Origin of the sequence: Pantoea latae (assembly GCF_002077695.1) — a bacterium.
GTDB classification, from domain to species: domain Bacteria; phylum Pseudomonadota; class Gammaproteobacteria; order Enterobacterales; family Enterobacteriaceae; genus Pantoea; species Pantoea latae.
Window position 1 is genome coordinate 36,827 of record NZ_MWUE01000027.1, and the last position, 18,609, is coordinate 55,435.

12 protein-coding genes, 1 tRNA gene and 1 other RNA gene are annotated in these 18,609 nt (G+C 57.9%); 10 read left to right on the plus strand and 4 right to left on the minus strand.

Annotation, left to right across the window (positions count from 1 at the left end):
• The first annotated feature begins 23 nt into the window (after nt 1–23).
• The 4 genes from nagZ (at nt 24) to B2J69_RS18165 (ending at nt 3,997) form a co-directional block, all read left to right on the plus strand.
• Complete coding sequence (gene nagZ / locus B2J69_RS18150; protein WP_081141036.1) at nt 24–1,067, plus strand: beta-N-acetylhexosaminidase; 1,044 nt, start codon at nt 24–26, stop codon at nt 1,065–1,067.
• A gap of 36 nt (nt 1,068–1,103) precedes the next feature.
• Nucleotides 1,104–1,646 carry an alpha/beta hydrolase YcfP gene (gene ycfP, locus B2J69_RS18155; protein WP_081141037.1) on the plus strand — a complete coding sequence of 181 codons (543 nt, stop codon included), beginning with the start codon at nt 1,104–1,106 and terminating at the stop codon, nt 1,644–1,646.
• Nucleotides 1,647–1,856: 210 nt separating this feature from the next.
• Entirely contained in the window at nt 1,857–3,161 is a 1,305-nt protein-coding gene (locus B2J69_RS18160; RefSeq protein ID WP_081141038.1) for an NAD(P)/FAD-dependent oxidoreductase, read from the plus strand.
• A gap of 293 nt (nt 3,162–3,454) precedes the next feature.
• The gene (locus tag B2J69_RS18165) at nt 3,455–3,997 is read left to right on the plus strand and encodes a glycine zipper 2TM domain-containing protein (RefSeq protein ID WP_081141039.1); all 543 of its coding nucleotides are present in this window, start codon (nt 3,455–3,457) and stop codon (nt 3,995–3,997) included.
• 92 nt (nt 3,998–4,089) lie between these two features.
• On the opposite strand, the gene putA is transcribed toward B2J69_RS18165, so the two are convergent.
• Complete coding sequence (gene putA / locus B2J69_RS18170) at nt 4,090–8,040, minus strand: trifunctional transcriptional regulator/proline dehydrogenase/L-glutamate gamma-semialdehyde dehydrogenase (RefSeq protein WP_081141040.1); 3,951 nt, start codon at nt 8,038–8,040, stop codon at nt 4,090–4,092.
• A gap of 450 nt (nt 8,041–8,490) precedes the next feature.
• Between putA and putP the strand changes: the two genes are divergently transcribed.
• The 5 genes from putP (at nt 8,491) to phoH (ending at nt 14,682) form a co-directional block, all read left to right on the plus strand.
• A complete protein-coding gene (putP, locus tag B2J69_RS18175) occupies nt 8,491–9,975 on the plus strand; it encodes a sodium/proline symporter PutP (RefSeq protein WP_081141041.1) in 1,485 nt (494 codons plus the stop codon).
• A gap of 179 nt (nt 9,976–10,154) precedes the next feature.
• Nucleotides 10,155–10,988 carry an iron uptake transporter permease EfeU gene (efeU, locus tag B2J69_RS18180; RefSeq protein ID WP_081141042.1) on the plus strand — a complete coding sequence of 278 codons (834 nt, stop codon included), beginning with the start codon at nt 10,155–10,157 and terminating at the stop codon, nt 10,986–10,988.
• Nucleotides 10,989–10,992: 4 nt separating this feature from the next.
• Entirely contained in the window at nt 10,993–12,114 is a 1,122-nt protein-coding gene (gene efeO, locus B2J69_RS18185) for an iron uptake system protein EfeO (RefSeq protein WP_081141043.1), read from the plus strand.
• A gap of 1 nt (nt 12,115) precedes the next feature.
• On the plus strand, nt 12,116–13,390 hold the full coding sequence (efeB, locus tag B2J69_RS18190; RefSeq protein ID WP_081141044.1) for an iron uptake transporter deferrochelatase/peroxidase subunit: 1,275 nt from the start codon (nt 12,116–12,118) through the stop codon (nt 13,388–13,390).
• A 503-nt stretch (nt 13,391–13,893) separates the two neighbouring features.
• The gene (phoH, locus tag B2J69_RS18195) at nt 13,894–14,682 is read left to right on the plus strand and encodes a phosphate starvation-inducible protein PhoH (RefSeq protein ID WP_048785246.1); all 789 of its coding nucleotides are present in this window, start codon (nt 13,894–13,896) and stop codon (nt 14,680–14,682) included.
• Nucleotides 14,683–15,133: 451 nt separating this feature from the next.
• On the opposite strand, the gene B2J69_RS18200 is transcribed toward phoH, so the two are convergent.
• The 3 genes from B2J69_RS18200 to B2J69_RS18210 all read right to left on the minus strand — a co-directional run bounded on the left by B2J69_RS18200 (nt 15,134) and on the right by B2J69_RS18210 (nt 16,902).
• Complete coding sequence (locus B2J69_RS18200; RefSeq protein ID WP_081141045.1) at nt 15,134–16,243, minus strand: ParA family protein; 1,110 nt, start codon at nt 16,241–16,243, stop codon at nt 15,134–15,136.
• A 396-nt stretch (nt 16,244–16,639) separates the two neighbouring features.
• Nucleotides 16,640–16,768, minus strand: a non-coding RNA gene (locus B2J69_RS18205) — RtT sRNA.
• A gap of 46 nt (nt 16,769–16,814) precedes the next feature.
• Nucleotides 16,815–16,902 (minus strand) — tRNA-Ser (locus B2J69_RS18210).
• A 243-nt stretch (nt 16,903–17,145) separates the two neighbouring features.
• On the opposite strand from B2J69_RS18210, the gene phoA reads away from it, so the two are divergent.
• On the plus strand, nt 17,146–18,576 hold the full coding sequence (gene phoA, locus B2J69_RS18215) for an alkaline phosphatase (RefSeq protein ID WP_081141046.1): 1,431 nt from the start codon (nt 17,146–17,148) through the stop codon (nt 18,574–18,576).
• The last annotated feature ends 33 nt before the right edge of the window (nt 18,577–18,609 follow it).

Consider the following 18,609-nt stretch of genomic DNA (forward strand, 5'->3'; position numbering starts at 1 on the left):
CGACGCCGCGTCAGGAACAGATAATGACGACACAACTTCCCGGCCCGCTGATGCTGGATGTCGAAGGTTTTGAACTGGATGCAGAAGAACGCGATATTCTGCAGCATCCCACCGTAGGCGGCGTGATCCTGTTTGCGCGCAACTATCACGATCCGGCGCAGCTGGCCGAGCTGGTGCGCCAGATCCGCGACGCGTCGCGTACCCGACTGGTGGTGGCGGTGGATCAAGAGGGCGGACGCGTACAGCGCTTCCGCGACGGTTTCACCACGCTGCCGGCGATGCAGTCTTTCGCGGCGTTGCACGATGCGCAAACCGGCGGCGAGCTGGCGCAGCAGGCAGGCTGGCAGATGGCGGCGGAGATGATCGCCATGGATATCGATATCAGCTTCGCGCCGGTGCTCGATCTGGGCCATATCAGCGCGGCGATCGGCGACCGCTCCTTCCATGAGGATCCGCGGATTGCGCTGGCAATGGCGCGCCGCTTTATTGCCGGCATGCACGAAGCGGGCATGAAAACCACCGGCAAGCACTTTCCCGGCCATGGGGCGGTGAGCGCCGATTCGCACAAAGAAACGCCGCGCGACCCGCGCGATCGGGAGACGCTGCGTCGTCACGATATGGCAATTTTCCAGGCGCTGTTCGACGAAGGTGCGCTGGACGCCGTGATGCCGGCGCACGTTATCTATACTGAGATCGACCCGCTGCCCGCCAGCGGCTCGCCCTACTGGCTGAAAACGGTGCTGCGTCAGGAACTGGGCTTCGACGGTGTGATCTTCTCTGACGACCTGTCGATGGAGGGCGCCGCCATCATGGGCAGCTACGCGGAGCGCGCGCAGCAGTCGCTGTCGGCCGGATGCGACATGATTCTGGTCTGCAACCAGCGCCAGGGCGCGATCAGCGTGCTGGATAATTTGATCGCGATCGGCGCTGAACGCGTGCCGCGCCTGTACCATCGGGGAACTCTTACCCGTCAGAGCCTGCAGCAGAGCGCGCGCTGGAAGCAGAACGCGCAGCAGCTGAGCAACCTGCAGGCGCGCTGGCTGGAACACAAAGCGTCAGGGAAGTAATCCGTTCTCCCGGCGCGCCCAACGCTGAGGAGCATCATGATTATTTATCTGCACGGTTTCGATTCCAACAGCCCAGGCAATCATGAAAAGGTGCTGCAGCTGCAGTTTATCGATCCTGACGTCAGGATGATCGGCTACAGCACCCGCCATCCTAAACACGATATGCAGTTCCTGCTGAAAGAGACCGACAAGCTGCTGACGCGCGGCGGCGGCGCCCAGCCGCTGATTTGCGGCGTCGGCCTCGGCGGCTACTGGGCGGAGCGCATCGGCTTTCTCTGCGGCATTCGGCAGGCGATTTTCAATCCCAACCTTTTTCCCTTCGAGAATATGGAGGGGAAAATCGACCGGCCGGAAGAGTATCTCGATATTGCCACCAAGTGCGTCAGCGATTTTCGCGAGAAAAACCGCGATCGCTGCCTGGTGTTTTTGTCGCGCCGCGACGAGGCGCTGGAGAGCCAGCGCAGCGCGCAGACCCTGCATCCTTTTTATGAGATCGTCTGGGATGAGGTCGAGAGCCACAAGTTCCGCAATATCTCGCCCCATCTGCAGCGCATTAATGCTTTTAAAACATTAGGTTAAACCGAAGGGCGCCTGAATGGCGCCCTGGCTTTTTGCGTAATATTCCGAGTTATCCGCAGAGTAATTGATGTGGATCAATTTTGGTATGACCATCTTCCCTGTGCATGCTATTCTGCCCTCAGCAGCGATTTTAACTTCGCCAACCCTATGTTTATTAAGGTTTAATTTAACCATTGATTAACTATTGGTTCACATTTTGAGGGGGTCTTGTTGACTACATCCATGAAAAAAATCGTTATTGTCGGCGGCGGCGCGGGCGGGCTGGAGATGGCCACGCAGCTTGGCCATAAGCTGGGCCGTAAGAAGAAGGCCGAGATTATTCTGGTGGATCGCAACCATAGCCATCTGTGGAAACCGCTGCTGCATGAAGTGGCGACCGGCTCAATGGACGAAGGCATCGACGCGCTGAGCTATCTGGCGCACGCGCGTAATCACGGCTTTCAGTTTCAGCTCGGCTCGCTGACCAATATCAACCGCGAGCGCAAAACCATTGAGCTGGCGGAGATGCGCGACGACAACGGCGAAGTGCTGGTGCCGCAGCGCGAGCTCGCCTACGACACCCTGGTGATGGCGCTGGGCAGCACCTCCAACGATTTCGGCACGCCGGGTGTAAAAGATCACTGCATCTTCCTCGACAACCCGCACCAGGCGCAGCGTTTCCACAATGAGATGCTGAACCAGTTCCTGAAATTCTCCGCCAGCGAAGGCCGGCTGGAGAAGGTCAATATCGCCATCGTCGGCGGCGGCGCTACCGGCGTCGAGCTGTCGGCCGAGCTGCACAACGCGGTGAAACAGCTGCACAGCTACGGCTATAAAGGGTTAAGCAGCGAGGCGCTCAACGTCACGCTGGTGGAAGCGGGCGAGCGTATTCTGCCAGCGCTGCCGCCGCGCATTTCCGCCGCCGCGCACAGCGAGCTGACCAAGCTCGGCGTGCGTGTGCTGACGCAAACCATGGTGACCAGCGCCGATAAAAACGGCCTGCACACCAAGGGCGGCGAATTTATCGAGGCGGATTTGATGGTCTGGGCGGCGGGCATCAAGGCGCCGGACTTCCTGAAGGCGATCGGCGGGCTAGAGACCAACCGCATCAACCAGCTGGTGGTGAAAGAGACGCTGCAAACCACGCTGGACGACGATATCTACGCCATTGGCGACTGCGCCTCCTGTGCGCTGCCGTCGGGCGGATTCGTGCCGCCGCGCGCCCAGTCGGCGCACCAGATGGCGTCGCGCGCGATGGAGAATATTCTCGCCCAGCGCAGCGGCAAGCCGCTGAAAGCCTACGTCTACAAAGATCACGGCTCGCTGGTGTCGCTGTCGCGCTTCAGCACCGTCGGCAGCCTGATGGGCAACCTGATGCGCGGTTCAATGATGGTAGAGGGGCGCATCGCGCGTTTTGTCTACATTTCTCTCTATCGTATGCACCAGATTGCGCTCCACGGCTATTTCAAGACCGCGCTGATGATGCTGGTCGGCAGCCTGAACCGCGTGATCCGTCCGCGCCTCAAGCTGCACTAATGTTTGACAGGCGGCGCAAGCCGCCTTTTCCCGCCTTACCCGCCAGTTAACTCGCTGACCCATAACACAAATTAATTGAAACCCGTGGGGCGAGCCTGCTCAGAACTCTCCGAAAAGCTGGTCCTGATCCGCCTGCGGTGCGTTTTCCTCCATTAATCTGATGTTGCAATTTCGGGCCATCTGTAAAACTTCTTGCAACGATACGGCGGGTCGTGCACGCCGTTCTGTGCCACAGCGACAGGGGACATCGTCGCGGCACGCATGCACGGTAACAACTTCAGGAGGACAATCCTGTGAATAAATCAATGTTAGCGGGTATCGGTATCGGTGTAGCAGCAGCGCTGGGCGTGGCGGCTGTCGCCAGCATGGATGTGTTTGACCGTGGCCCGCAGTATGCGCAGGTGCTTTCCGCGACGCCAATCAAAGAGAGCATTAAGCAGCCGCGACAGGAGTGTCGCAACGTGACCCTGACTCATCGTCGCGCGGTGCAGGATGAAAATCGCATCGCCGGTTCGGTGCTGGGCGCGGTAGCAGGCGGCGTGCTGGGTCACCAGTTCGGCGGCGGACGCGGTCGCGATGTGGCGACGGTCGCAGGCGCGCTGGCGGGCGGCTATGCCGGCAACCAGGTGCAGGGCGGTTTGCAGGATCGCGACACCTACACCACCTCAGAGCAGCGCTGCAAAACGGTTTACGATAAACAAGAAAAGATGCTGGGTTATGACGTGACCTATAAAATAGGCAACCAGCAGGGCAAAATCCGCATGGAAAACGACCCTGGCACCCGCATCCCGCTGGACCGTAACGGCCAGCTCATCCTGAACAGTAATCAGGCTTAACGGGCAAAGATTCCCACACAGCACACCCATAGTAAAAAGGCCCATCTTGCGATGGGCCTTTTTTATGGTGCTGATACGGATGAGACGGCTGATTAGCCGATGGTCATCAGACTGGCGTTGCCGCCCGCCGCCGCGGTGTTGACGCTCAGCGAGCGCTCAATCAGCAGACGCTCCAGCAGCAGCTGCGTATCGCCGCGCGCAAAGCCCTGCACCGAGACAATCGCGCCGTCGCGCGCCGCAATCTGCTCGCACAGCGTGCGCAGCTGATCGGCGTCGCCGTGGTAGATCACCGCGTCGAAGTGGGCAGCGAGCGGATCCTTCGCCAGCGCGATACGCGCCTGCACCGCCTGCGGCAGAGTGCCGCGCAGCTTGCGGTGCAGTTCGTCGTCCGGCCACAGCGCCTGGCTGCCGACGCTGGTCACCGCCGCCAGCTGCACCAGCGCATCCTGCTCGTTGTCGGCGAGGCAGAGCACGCCTTCGCGCGGCAGCAGTGAGAAGGTATTGCGCTCGCCGGTTGGACCGGTCAGCAGCCGCACGGTGCCTGCCTGCGCCAGGGTGGCGTAGCGCTGGCAGATGGCGGCCAGCTCTGGCTTATCCTGCTGCGCCCAGGCGGTCAACGCCTTATGCGGCTCCAGCAGCGCCTCGCGCAGCGTGCCGTCCGCCGGACGCTCGCTGTCCTGACGATCGAAGGTTTTGCTCAGCGCCGCTTCCGGACGGCTGGCCAGCAGGCGGTAAAGGTAGAGCGGACCGCCCGCTTTCGGGCCGGTGCCAGAAAGTCCCTCGCCGCCGAAAGGCTGCACGCCGACCACCGCGCCCACCATATTACGGTTGACGTAGAGGTTGCCGACTTTGGCGTTGGCCGTGACCTGCGCGATGGTTTCATCAATGCGGGTGTGCACGCCCAGCGTCAGGCCGTAGCCGCCGGCGTTGATCTGATCGATCAGCTGCGGCAGGGCGTTGCGCGCGAAGCGCACCACGTGCAGCACCGGGCCAAAAATCTCCTGGTCGAGATCGCTGACCTGATCCAGCTCGATCAGCGTCGGCTTGATAAAGGTGCCGCTTTGCCACTCGGCGCGATCCTGCGGATGCTCCTGCGCCGCCTGATAAACGGTATTGCCTTTATTGCGCATCGCCTGGATATGGCGCTCAATATTAGCCTTCGCCTCGGCGTCGATCACCGGGCCGATGTCGGTAGAGAGACGCTCCGGGTTGCCCATGCGGCATTCGGCCATCGCGCCGCGCAGCATCTTCAGAGTGTGATCGGCCACATCATCCTGAATGCAGAGCAGGCGCAGCGCCGAACAGCGCTGTCCGGCGCTGTCGAACGCCGACGCCATAATATCGACCACCACCTGTTCGGTCAGGGCGGAGGAGTCGACGATCATCGCATTCAGCCCGCCGGTTTCGGCGATCAGCGGTGTCGGACGGCCCTGCGGATCGAGACGACCGGCCAGGTTGCGCTGCAGCAGCGTCGCCACGGCGGTGGAGCCGGTAAACATCACGCCGCGCACGCGCGCATCGCGGGTCAGCTGGGCGCCGACGGTTTCGCCGTTGCCCGGCAGCAGCTGCAGGACGCCAGCCGGCACGCCCGCGTCCAGCAGGATGCGCACCGCCTGCGCGGCGATCAGCGGCGTCTGCTCCGCTGGCTTGGCCAGCACGCTGTTGCCCGCCGCCAGCGCGGCGGCAATCTGGCCGGTGAAGATCGCCAGCGGGAAGTTCCACGGGCTGATGCAGACCACCGGGCCAAGCGGGCGATGGGTTTCGTTATCAAAATCGTGACGCACCATGCCGGCGTAGTAGCGCAGGAAATCGACCGCCTCGCGCACTTCGGCGATGGCGTTGTTGTAGGTTTTGCCCGCTTCGCGCACCAGGATGCCGATCAGCTGCTGCATGCCGTCTTCCATATGCTGCGCGGCGCGGTCAAGGATCGCCGCGCGCTCGTCCGGCGGCGTGGCGAACCAGATCGGACCGGCGTTGACCGCCGCGTCCAGCGCCCGCGATACTTCTGCCTCGCTGGCCTCGCGCACCTGACCGACGATATCGCCCGGCGCGGCCGGGTTCAGCACCGCACGCGCCTCGCCGTCGCCCAGCTCGCCGTCGATGATCGGCTGCGCCAGCCAGGGCTGCGCGGCGCTGCTCAGCAGGGCGCTGGAGAGCGACGCCAGGCGATGTTCGTTGGCCATGTCGATGCCCGCCGCGTTGCTGCGTCCCGCGCCGTAGAGATCGCGCGGCAGCGGAATTTTCGGATGCGGCAGGCCAATCGCGCCTTCGCTCGCGCCCAGCTTCTCAACCGCCGCCACCGGATCGGCCACCAGCTCGTCGAGCGGCAGCGTGGTGTCGGCAATGCGGTTAACGAACGAGGTGTTGGCGCCATTTTCCAGCAGGCGACGCACCAGATAGGCGAGCAGGGTTTCATGGGTGCCGACCGGCGCATAGATGCGGCACGGGCGGTTCAACTTGCCGTCCGCCACTTTGCCGACTACCTGCTCATAGAGCGGCTCGCCCATGCCGTGCAGGCACTGGAACTCATACTGGCCAGGATAGTAGTTATTGCCCGCCAGCTGATAGATTGCCGCCAGCGTATGGGCGTTGTGGGTGGCGAACTGCGGGTAGATCAGGTTCGGCACCGCCAGCAGCTTGCGCGCGCAGGCGAGATAGGAGATATCGGTGTAGACCTTGCGGGTGTAGACCGGATAGCCTTCGAGGCCTTCCACCTGGGCGCGTTTGATTTCGCTGTCCCAGTAGGCGCCTTTCACCAGGCGGATCATCAGGCGGCGACGGCTGCGCTGCGCCAGGTCGATCAGCGAGTCGATCACGAACGGACAGCGCTTCATATAGGCCTGGATCACGAAGCCGATGCCGTTCCAGCCCTCCAGCTCCGGCTCAAAGCAGAGTTTTTCCAGCAGATCGAGCGACAGCTCCAGACGGTCCGCCTCTTCGGCGTCGATATTAATGCCGATATCGTAGGAGCGCGCCAGCAGCGTCAGGGATTTGAGGATCGGATAAAGCTCCTCCATCACGCGGTCGTACTGGGCGCGGCTGTAGCGCGGATGCAGGGCGGAGAGCTTGATAGAGATGCCTGGCCCTTCATAGATGCCGCGTCCGTTGGAGGCTTTGCCGATGGCGTGGATCGCCTGCTGGTAGGAGACCAGATAAGCTTTGGCGTCGCTGGCGGTCAGCGCCGCTTCGCCCAGCATATCGTAAGAGTAGCGAAAGCCTTTCTCTTCCAGCTTGCGCGCGTTCGCCAGCGCCTCGGCGATGGTTTCGCCGGTCACGAACTGCTCGCCCATCAGACGCATCGCCATATCGACCCCTTTACGGATCAGCGGCTCGCCGCTCTTGCCGATAATGCGGTTCAGCGAACGCGACAGGTTGGCTTCGTTATGCGTGGAAACCAGACGGCCGGTAAACAGCAGACCCCAGGTGGCGGCGTTGACGAACAGGGAAGGGCTGCGGCCGAGATGCGACTGCCAGTTGCCGTTGCTGATTTTGTCGCGGATCAGCGCGTCGCGCGTCGGCTTGTCGGGAATACGCAGCAGCGCCTCCGCCAGGCACATCAGCGCCACGCCCTCCTGAGAGGATAGTGAGAACTCCTGCAGCAGGCTTTGCACCATACCGGCGCGTCCGGTTGCCCCTTTTTGGTGCCGCAGCTTGTCGGCAAGGCTGTAGGCGAGCTGATGGGTTTTCTCCGCCAGCGCCGCCGGAAGACGCGCCTGCTCCAGCAGCATCGGCACCGCGTCGGTCTCCGGACGGCGCCAGGCAGCGGTAATGGCGGCGCGCGCCACCGACTGCGGCAGAATATGTTCGGCGAAGTCGAGGAAGGGCTGATGCGTCTCTTCCGGCGCGTTCTCTTCCGGCTCCGCCAGCGTGCCCGCCGTCATGGGGATTTCCGGCAGCGCGTCGCCGCTCTCCAGCTGGCCGAGATAGTTGAAAATCGCCTGCTTAATCAGCCAGTGCGGGGTGCGGTCGATTTTCTGCGCCGCCAGTTTAATGCGTTCGCGGGTGGCTTCATCCAGCTTCACCCCCATGGTAGTCGTGCCCATGACGTCTCTGCTCCTGTGTCTGTATCTTACTGCGTGGGCAGCACTATTACTGATGTTGCAACTTTGTGCAACCGTGTTAAGTGTGACCTGTGTAGCAGCCTTTTTAATGATTAATTTGTTAATGCTAAAAAAGACGGCACGGAACTTGCTGCAAGAATCTCGCCAAAATGACACGGCTCTAACTCACTGCATTTGTGAGGGTTATCAGGAGTGCAACTTCCGAACTGTGAGCGAGTGCAACCTGTTAGCAAAATTTAGCCATTAACAGGTGAAATCCCTGTGATGCCTGTGTTAAATCCATTGTGCGCGTCGCACCTTTCCGGCAGGATACCGCGCCTCAGGAAACGTCACGCGCCTGAATCTGGACAAAAACCTGCCGCGTCGTCCCGTTCCGGCGTCGCGGCAGAGTGCGGTTTCTCTCGGGAAATCAACTATAAAGTGGAGAGACGAATGAGTGTAAGCACACCGATGCTGGTGACTTTTGTAATTTATATCCTTGGGATGGTGCTAATAGGCTTTATCGCCTACCGATCCACAAAAAACTTTGACGATTACATTCTCGGCGGACGCAGTCTGGGCAGCTTCGTGACGGCGCTCTCAGCAGGCGCGTCGGATATGAGCGGCTGGCTGCTGATGGGCCTGCCCGGTGCAATTTTTCTCTCTGGCATTTCGGAAAGCTGGATCGCCATCGGTCTGACCATCGGCGCCTGGCTTAACTGGAAAATCGTCGCGGGCCGTCTGCGCGTGCAGACTGAGCATCACGACAACGCCCTGACGCTGCCCGATTTCTTTACCAGCCGCTTTGAAGACAACAGCAAAATTCTGCGCGTTATCTCGGCGCTGGTGATCCTGATTTTCTTCACCATCTACTGCGCCTCTGGCGTGGTGGCGGGCGCGCGCCTGTTCGAAAGCACCTTCGGCATGAGCTATGAAACCGCGCTGTGGGCCGGTGCGGCGGCAACCATTCTCTATACGCTGGTGGGCGGCTTCCTGGCGGTGAGCTGGACCGACACCGTGCAGGCGAGCCTGATGATTTTCGCCCTGATCCTGACGCCGGTTATCGTAATTGTCGCCGTCGGCGGGCTGAATGATTCGCTGGCGGTTATTGAAGCGAAGAGCATCGAAAACCTCAATATGCTGAAAGGGCTCAACTTCGTCGCGGTGATCTCGCTGCTCGGCTGGGGACTCGGCTATTTCGGCCAGCCGCATATTCTGGCGCGCTTTATGGCGGCGGATTCGCACCGCTCGATCCGCACCGCGCGCCGCATCGGCATGGCGTGGATGGTGCTCTGTCTGGCAGGCGCGGTGGCGGTTGGCTTCTTCGGTATCGCCTATTTCCAGAACCACCCCGAGCAGGCGGCGAACGTTAGCGGCAACGGCGAGCGCGTATTTATCGAACTGGCGCGCATTCTGTTCAACCCGTGGATCGCTGGCATTCTGCTTTCGGCCATTCTGGCGGCAGTGATGTCGACGCTGAGCTGCCAGCTGCTGGTTTGCTCCAGCGCGCTGACGGAAGATCTCTACAAAGGCTTCCTGCGTAAAAACGCCAGCCAGAAAGAGCTGGTGTGGTTTGGCCGCGCCATGGTGCTGCTGGTGGCGCTGGTGGCGATTGCGCTTGCCTCCAACCCCGACAACCGCGTGCTGGGCCTGGTGAGCTACGCCTGGGCCGGTTTCGGCGCGGCCTTCGGCCCGGTGGTGCTGTTCGGCGTCTGCTGGAAACGCATGACGCGCAACGGCGCGCTGGCGGGCATGGTGATCGGCGCGGCGACGGTGCTGATCTGGAAGCAGTACGGCTGGCTCGATCTCTACGAGATCATTCCGGGCTTCGCCTTCGCCAGCATCGCGATTGTGCTCTTTAGCCTGCTGGGTCGCGCGCCGTCTGCCGCCGCGCAGCAGCGCTTCGACGCTGCCGAGGCTGAATACCTGACTAAGTAATTTGTTACAACATACAAGCCCGCTTTCTCGATGAAAGCGGGCTTTTTTGCGTCTGCAGAACCACAAATAATTTCGGAGGATTACTTGTTTTTTCTCGCGCGATAATGATAATCGGTATCGTTCGCATTTTACCTAACTTTACCCGCGATTGACGCTGCTTAACATTCCAGAGGTCAGCTATGTTTGTTCCCTTTCTTATCATGCTGCGCGAAGGCCTCGAAGCGGCGCTGATTGTCAGTTTAATTGCCGGTTATCTGAAGCGCACCGGGCGCAGCCAGTGGTTTCCTGCGCTCTGGGCAGGCGTCTTTGTCGCCGCCGCGCTTTGTCTGGCGCTGGGCATTTTCATCAACCAGACCACCGGCGAGTTTCCGCAGAAACAGCAGGAGCTGTTTGAGGGCATCGTCGCCGTGGTGGCGGTGGCTATCCTGACCTCGATGGTGTTCTGGATGCGTAAAGTGGCGCGCAATATGCGCGTGGCGCTGGAGCAGGCGGTGGATCAGGCGTTGAACCGGTCGGGACGCGGCGGGCTGGCGCTGGTGCTGATGGTGTTTCTCGCCGTGGCGCGCGAAGGGCTGGAGTCGGTGTTCTTCTTGCTGGCCGCCTTCACCCAGGATGTCGGCTATGCGCCGCCGATCGGCGCGGTACTAGGGCTGGCGACCGCCGTGGCGCTGGGCATGCTGCTCTACTGGGGCGGCGTGCGTCTCAATATGGCGCATTTCTTTCGCTGGAGCAGCCTGTTTATCCTGTTTGTCGCCGCCGGGCTGGCGGCGGGCGCGATCCGCGCCTTCCACGAGGCGGGCCTCTGGAACCATTTTCAAACCGTCGCCTTCGATCTGAGCGGCGTGCTCTCCACCCATTCGCTGGCCGGCACGCTGCTTGAGGGCGTGCTGGGCTATCAGGAGACGCCGAGCGTGAGCGAAGTGGCGGTCTATTTCCTCTATCTGATTCCGGCGCTGCTGCTGTTTTTACTGCCGGCGCGTCCGGCGCGCCAACTTTCGACTAAACAGGGATAACTCTATGAAGATTCGCTTTCGCCGCAAAACCGTGCTGGCTTCCTTGCTGGCGCTGTCGGGCGCCGCTGCGGCGGCCGATATTCCTCAGGTTCAGGTCAGCGTGACGGATACGCAGTGTGAACCAATGCAGCTCACCGTCAAAGCGGGCAAAACCCAGTTTTTAATTAAAAACAACAGTCAGAAAGCGCTGGAGTGGGAGATCCTGAAAGGGGTGCTGGTGGTGGAAGAGCGCGAGAATATCGCGCCGGGCTTCAGCCAGAAGCTGACCGCCAACCTGGAAGCAGGCGAATATGAGATGACCTGCGGCCTGCTGAGCAATCCCAAGGGCAAACTGATCGTCGAGGGCGACGCCTCGCCAGCGGCAAAAGGCGGCAAGCCGGACGTGCTGGCGCTCGCCGGCCCGATCACCGCCTATAAAGCCTATGTGACGCAGGAAGTGGCGCAGCTGGTCGCCAGCACCGAAGCCTTCACCCACGCGGTGAAGGCGGGCGATCTGGCGAAAGCCCGCTCGCTCTACGCGCCGACGCGCCAGCACTATGAGCGCATCGAGCCGATCGCCGAACTCTTCTCCGATCTGGATGGCAGCATCGACGCGCGCGAAGACGACTACGAGAAAAAAGCGGAAGATCCGAAATTCACCGGCTTCCACCGTCTGGAGAAGGCGCTGTTCAGCGACAACAACACTAAGGGCATGGAAGGCTACGCCACCCAGCTGAACCGCGACGTGCAGGATCTGCAGACCCGCATCAGCGAGCTGGCGTTCCCGCCGGTGAAAGTGGTCGGCGGCGCGGCGGGCCTGATCGAAGAGGTCGCCTCCAGCAAGATTTCCGGCGAGGAGGATCGCTACAGCCGCACTGACCTGTGGGATTTCCAGGCGAACATCGACGGCGCGCAAAAGATTGTCGATCTGCTGCGTCCGCAGCTGCAGCAGGCGAATCCGCAGCTGCTGGCGAAGGTGGACGGAAACTTTAAGAAAGTCGACGCCATCCTGAGCAAATACCGCACGGGCGAGGGCTTTGCCTCCTATGAGAAGCTGACCAGCGCGGATCGCAACGCGCTGAAAGGACCGATTACCGCGCTGGCGGAAGATCTCTCCTTACTGCGTGGAACCTTAGGTCTCGATTAGGATGAGTCGTCAACACAATGAGGCGCAGCCCGCACGGCGGCGCCTGTTAAAAGGTCTGGGGCTGCTCGGCGGCGCGGCCGCGCTGAGCGGCGGCTGCCCGTTCCACGCGGCGGCCGACAGCTTCTCTCCCGGCACGGTTGCGCCCGACGCACGGCGCCAGGTGCAACCCTTCTATGGGCAGCATCAGGCGGGCATTATCACCCCGCAGCAGGCGTCGATGATGCTGGTCGCGTTTGACGTGCTGGCCAGCGATAAAGCCGATCTGACGCGCCTGTTTCAGCTGCTGACCGCGCGCATCGCCTTTTTAACCACCGGCGGCCCGGCGCCTGCGGTGAGCAATCCAAAGCTGCCGCCGATGGATTCCGGCATTCTGGGCGCGGAGATCGCGCCGGACAACCTGACGATAACGGTGTCGGTGGGGGAGACGCTGTTCGACGACCGTTTCGGCCTGCAGGCGCTGAAGCCGAAAAAGCTGCAAAGCATGACGCGCTTTCCCAACGATTCGCTGGACGCAGCCCAGTGCCACGGCGACCTGCTATTGCAGATTTGCGCCAACACTCAGGACACGGTGATCCACGCGCTGCGCGATATCGTCAAGCACACGCCCGATCTGCTGGGCGTGCGCTGGCGGCGCGAAGGCTTTATCGCCGACCACGCCGCGCGCAGCCAGGGAAAAGAGACGCCGATTAACCTGCTGGGCTTCAAGGATGGCACGGCGAATCCTGATACCGCAGATAAGCCGCTAATGGACCAGCTGCTGTGGGTGACGGCCGATCAGGATGAGCCGGCCTGGGCGCGCAACGGCTGCTATCAGGCGGCGCGTATTATTCGTTTTCGCGTGGAGATGTGGGATCGCACCCCGTTGGGCGAACAGCAGGCTATCTTTGGCCGCGACAAGCTGAGCGGCGCGCCGCTGGGCATGCAGCACGAGCATGACGTGCCTGACTATGCGCAGGATCCCAACGGCGATGTTATCGCGCTCGACGCGCATATTCGCCTGGCGAATCCGCGCACGCGCGAGACGGAGAGCAGTCTGATGCTGCGTCGCGGCTACAGCTACTCGGCGGGCACCACCGCGTCGGGCCAGCTCGATATGGGCCTGCTTTTCGTCTGCTATCAGCACGATCTGGAAAAGGGCTTTATCACCGTGCAGAAACGTCTTAACGGCGAAGCGCTGGAGGAGTACGTGCGTCCCATCGGCGGCGGCTACTTCTTTGTGTTGCCCGGCGTGGCGGACGCTAATCACTATCTGGCGCAGCCGCTGCTGGAAGCCTGACGCGCCTGCGTCGCCGTTGCGGCGGCGCAGGCGTCAACGCGCGTAACAATTTTATCGTCAACCGCTCGTCACGCGTAATCCTCTGATTCCCTTAATAAATAGTATCGCGTACCGCGCGATTTTTGCGCTGACAGTTGATTTCTGCGACCGCTGGTAAAATTAATGTTGCCAACTCTGTTAGAATTAGTGCAGTTTAATGGATAAGCTTGTTGGTTCGCAGACGGGAGTCGCGCATGGGAAGGTCCTTTACAGGACAGACAGCTTTACCTCAGGTTTCACACTCTTCAGCGAGGGCATGCGCGCCTTCGACAGCATCCTCTTCTTTATCAAATTGTTTTTTCACTTCTGATTTTACCGGTGTGCAGTTGCGCTTCGGTGCGGCACATCTTTATCAACGGCACGTCATGGCTCAAAAGGAAGCCAATCAAACCTCTAAAGCGTTCAGTTAATCGTGGCGGGCATCAGCCCAACGCGGGAAATGAAACCAACTGTAAGGTGCGACTATGGGAAGACAGAAAGCAGTGATCAAAGCGCGTCGTGAAGCCAGAAGGGTGCTTCGTAGTGACTCTCGCAGTCATCGTCAGCGCGAAGAAGAATCGGTCACTTCGCTGGTGCAGATGGGTGGGCTGGATGCAATCGGGATGGCGCGTGATGTGCGCGACCGTTCGCCGATCGCCGCCAGAAACGATGCTCAGGCGCACTATCTCCAGGCCATAGAATCGAAACAGCTGATCTTTGCCACCGGCGAAGCCGGATGCGGAAAAACCTGGATCAGCGCCGCGAAAGCGGCAGAGGCCCTGATACATAAGGATATCGACAGGATTATCGTTACACGTCCGGTGCTACAGGCCGATGAGGATCTGGGGTTCCTGCCAGGGGATATCTCGGAAAAATTCGCCCCGTATTTCCGGCCGGTCTACGACGTTCTGGTTAAACGTCTTGGCGCGTCCTTTATGCAGTACTGTCTGCGACCCGAAATCGGCAAGGTAGAAATTGCGCCTTTCGCCTATATGCGCGGTCGTACCTTTGAAAATGCGGTGGTGATCCTCGATGAGGCACAAAACGTGACCGCGGCTCAGATGAAGATGTTCCTGACACGCCTTGGCGAAAATGTCACGGTGATTGTTAACGGCGATATTACCCAGTGCGACTTGCCCGCTGGGGTGCCTTCCGGTCTCGCGGACGCGCTGGCGCGGTTCGAAGAGGACGAGATGGTCGGCATTGTACGCTTCGGCAAAGATGACTGCGTGCGCTCGGCACTGTGTCAGCACACGCTGCATGCGTATGGTTGATTGAGTCAGCCTGTGTAGCGAGCAAAACCCGGCGCAAGCCGGGTTTTTTTATGGGTAAAACGCTTATTAGACCGAACATCATATTCAAATTTGAAAACTAATAAGAACTTCCATTAAGTATAAATTTTCAATGAGTTTGTCAATGAAAAATGTTTTTTTTCAAGGTGTGGTTTTCATTGTTTTTGAACGAATAATTTCAGTAAGAAGATTTTTTATATTATATGACTTCATTAAACTTAAAGGTTGGTTGGGTTTTTTCAATCAATCTCAGATGAAAATACTAATTGTGCTAGTACTTATAAAATGAAGCGATAAAATACAACATGGTTGAGAATGAAAAGTAAGGCTTTTCTTTTGAGTTTTTTATGTGGTTATCTTCGATAAATTATAAAGCCCGTAATGGCCGGGCTTTAATCTATGTGATGGGCATGTATTTGCTAAAGGATATTTTTTATTTCATGTCCAGATCAATCATCTTTAGGATTGATTTAGCTAAGTTCTGATAAACTTTATCAGCCTCTTCAATATTAACTTTTATGCCATTTTCTTTTTCATTTTTCTCCCACATCCAGCGAGCACCAGACCAGTTCCCATCTTCTTTTGTAAGTTCAAATATAGGTTTTGAAAGTTTCTGAGAAACAGGTATTAAACCACTGAAATTCTGGACGCCGCCTAAATGATAGGGAGCATCATGAGTAACAGAAAGTCTAAATTTCTCACTGTCAATCATCATAGAGGCCGATTGAAGAGCAGGAACTAGTTTCCTATTAGAAACTTCTTTGATTTTATCTAACCAGTCACTATAAGCGCGAGACATTTGTTTCGGCTGATCTAAATTATCAGGTAAGGCAGAGTTTGCTGTAGTATAAATTCTGTAGTTTTGTGTTATGAATCCAAGCATCTTAGGATTGTCAGTTGGTAGAGGAGAGTCTCCATCTATTTTAAATTGACTGATATCTTTAGCCCATTTAGGTAAGACGTTGCTCAATGAGTCGATGGCTTGATAACAATAAAAATCAGGAGATACTGGCACAACAAAATAATCAGAGCTCATTAAGATACATTGATTAGTGGATGATACACTAGGACTCATGTCGACAAGCACTATATCAATATTATGCTCAGCAGCCATTTTCCTAATGAGACTATTGAAAGCACCAACAAATTTGCGTAACACAGGAAGTGTATTACTACTAGTCATCGCAGTAGCAATTTGGGTGTCAAGTTCTGAGAATCTAATATTCCCTGCTAAAATAAATAAATTTTTATTCTTTGTTTTTGTGAGCGCTGTCGGATTAAGAGGAGGGTTAGACTTTTCTTCTAGCGAAAATTCTGGCGCAAGGCTGCTAAACAGATCAGTGTTTTGCTTATTATCATAAAAACGAACTAGAGAATCATAATCATCAAGTCCAAGAGTGAGTCCAGTCAAGTTACATTGAGGATCTGCATCAACAATTAACACTCTTTTTCCTAGGTTTGCGAATTTCCAACCAAGATGAAAAACAGTTGTGGTTTTACTGACACCACCTTTATGATTAAAAAGAGAAATCAAATTCGCCATAATTTATTCCTTTATGAAAATTTACTTTTTAGTGTGTTAAAGCTTTTATTTCCCTTTATAGAATCATTTCAATGGATTTCAATATAAAATAATAAATTAAATACACATTTTAAGTTTTTTAGAGTTAATTGATTTCAATATAGTTTCTTAAAGTCTGACATTTGTGGCAGACTAATATAGGATGTTATGTTAGCCCTAACATACTATTCATTGTAATTTCTAAAACCCTACTTTATTACAAAACTAAGTTGAGCATCAAGATTATATTTTATTTTTTTGCTCACTTTGTAAACTTTGCCCGTTGTCGAATCCTGGCGGGGGTTCTCATACCCCTCTCATCGAGGGATATAAACGAAAAAAGCCTGAACGTGAGTTCAGGCTTTTCTCTGCAATTTGTGGCGGTGAGAGGGGGATTGACTCGCTGCGCTCGCCCTGCGGGCAGCGTCGCAGGCTCCGCTGTCCAACGGGCTGCGCCCGTTGTCGAACCCCGGCGGGGGTTCTCATACCCCTCTCACCGAAGAATATGTAAAAAAAATGCCTGAACGTCAGTTCAGGCATTTTCTTGAATTTGTGGCGGTGAGAGGGGGATTCGAACCCCCGATACGTTGCCGTATACACACTTTCCAGGCGTGCTCCTTCAGCCACTCGGACACCTCACCACATTTTTCCGCTGACCTTGCTGGGTCAACGGGGCGCTACTATAGGGAGTCGGCCCAAAAGGGTCAAGCACTATTTTTCTCTTTTTTTCTATCCGCTTAAGCTCTGTTCGAATCGTTTTATCCCTGCGCATCTCGCTCAGATTGTCATCAAAAAGCCATCCCGCAGCCACAAAAATGTCACCAAAGCATCACAGACTTAACCCCTGAAACTTCTGGTAATTTTTTCTCATAAAGGAATACAAGATGAAACCGATGCGCCTCTTTACCTTTTCGCTGCTCGCCTCGCTGGTGAGTCTATCCGTGCACGCTGAAACCGCCAGCGCGCCCGCAGACGCAGACGCAGGCTACTCGCGCGCCGCCACCGGCGATATCACCCAGCACGGCGGCGCGCGCCGTCTTACCGGCGATCAGACCGAGGCGCTGAAAGCGTCGCTGCGCAACAGCACGGCGAAAAACGTCATTCTGCTGATTGGCGACGGCATGGGCGATTCGGAAATCACCGCCGCGCGCAACCTGGCGGAAGGCGCAGGCGGCTTCTTTAAAGGACTGGATGCGCTGCCGCTCACCGGCCAGTACACGCACTATTCGCTCGACAAGAAAACCCATAAGCCTGATTACGTCACCGATTCCGCCGCCTCCGCCACCGCGTGGGCCACCGGCACCAAGAGCTACAACGGCGCGATCGGCGTCGACGTGAACGGCAAGGATCAGCAAACGCTGCTGGAGATCGCCAAAGCCGCAGGCAAAGCAACCGGCAACGTCTCAACGGCGGAGCTGCAGGACGCCACGCCCGCCGCGCTGATGGCGCACGTTACCAGCCGCAAATGCTACGGCCCGGAAAAAACAAGCGAGCTGTGCGCCAGCAACGCGCTGGAGCAGGGCGGTAAAGGCTCGATCAGCGAGCAGATCCTGAAAACCCGCGCCGACGTAGTACTAGGCGGCGGCGCGAAATCCTTTAACGAGGTGGCGAAAGCGGGCGACTATCAGGGTAAAACCCTGCGCGAACAGGCGCAGGCGCTGGGATATCAGCTGGTGAGCGACTGGCAGGGACTGAACGCCGTTACCGCAGCCGACAAGGACAAACCGCTGCTCGGCCTGTTTGCCGACGGCAATATGCCAGTGCGCTGGAAAGGCCCGCAGGCGAGCCACTATGGCAACATCGAGCAAGCGGCGGTGACCTGTGAGGTGAATAAAGATCGCCCGGTCGCCACCCCGACGCTGGCGCAAATGACCAGCAAAGCGATTGATCTGCTGAAAACCAACCCGAACGGCTTTTTCCTGCAGGTAGAGGGCGCGTCGATCGATAAAGAGGATCACGCGGCAAACCCATGCGGTCAGATCGGCGAAACGGTGGATCTCGATGAAGCGGTGCAGCAGGCGCTCGCCTTCGCGCAGGCAGAGGGCAATACGCTGGTGGTGGTCACGGCGGATCATGCGCACAGCAGCCAGATCATCGCCAACGGCACCAAAGCGCCCGGCCTGACGCAGGCGCTGAATACCAAAGACGGCGCGGTGATGACTATCAGCTACGGTAACTCGGACACCGATTCGCAAGGGCATACCGGCACGCAGCTGCGCATCGCGGCCTATGGCCCTTATGCGGCTAACGTGGTGGGACTGACCGATCAGACCGATCTCTTCTTTACGCTGCGTAGCGCGATGGCACTGAAGTAAAAGACGTCACGTCTCCCGCCAGCGGGAGACGTG

Coding starts and splice junctions, on each gene's coding strand:
- ycfP (WP_081141037.1), top strand. CDS start 1,104: ATGATTATTTATCTGCACGGTTTCGATTCCAACAGCCCAGGCAATCAT.
- putP (WP_081141041.1), top strand. CDS start 8,491: ATGAGTGTAAGCACACCGATGCTGGTGACTTTTGTAATTTATATCCTT.
- phoA (WP_081141046.1), top strand. CDS start 17,146: ATGAAACCGATGCGCCTCTTTACCTTTTCGCTGCTCGCCTCGCTGGTG.
- efeU (WP_081141042.1), top strand. CDS start 10,155: ATGTTTGTTCCCTTTCTTATCATGCTGCGCGAAGGCCTCGAAGCGGCG.
- phoH (WP_048785246.1), top strand. CDS start 13,894: ATGGGAAGACAGAAAGCAGTGATCAAAGCGCGTCGTGAAGCCAGAAGG.
- B2J69_RS18200 (WP_081141045.1), bottom strand. CDS start 16,243: ATGGCGAATTTGATTTCTCTTTTTAATCATAAAGGTGGTGTCAGTAAA.
- efeB (WP_081141044.1), top strand. CDS start 12,116: ATGAGTCGTCAACACAATGAGGCGCAGCCCGCACGGCGGCGCCTGTTA.
- putA (WP_081141040.1), bottom strand. CDS start 8,040: ATGGGCACGACTACCATGGGGGTGAAGCTGGATGAAGCCACCCGCGAA.
- efeO (WP_081141043.1), top strand. CDS start 10,993: ATGAAGATTCGCTTTCGCCGCAAAACCGTGCTGGCTTCCTTGCTGGCG.
- nagZ (WP_081141036.1), top strand. CDS start 24: ATGACGACACAACTTCCCGGCCCGCTGATGCTGGATGTCGAAGGTTTT.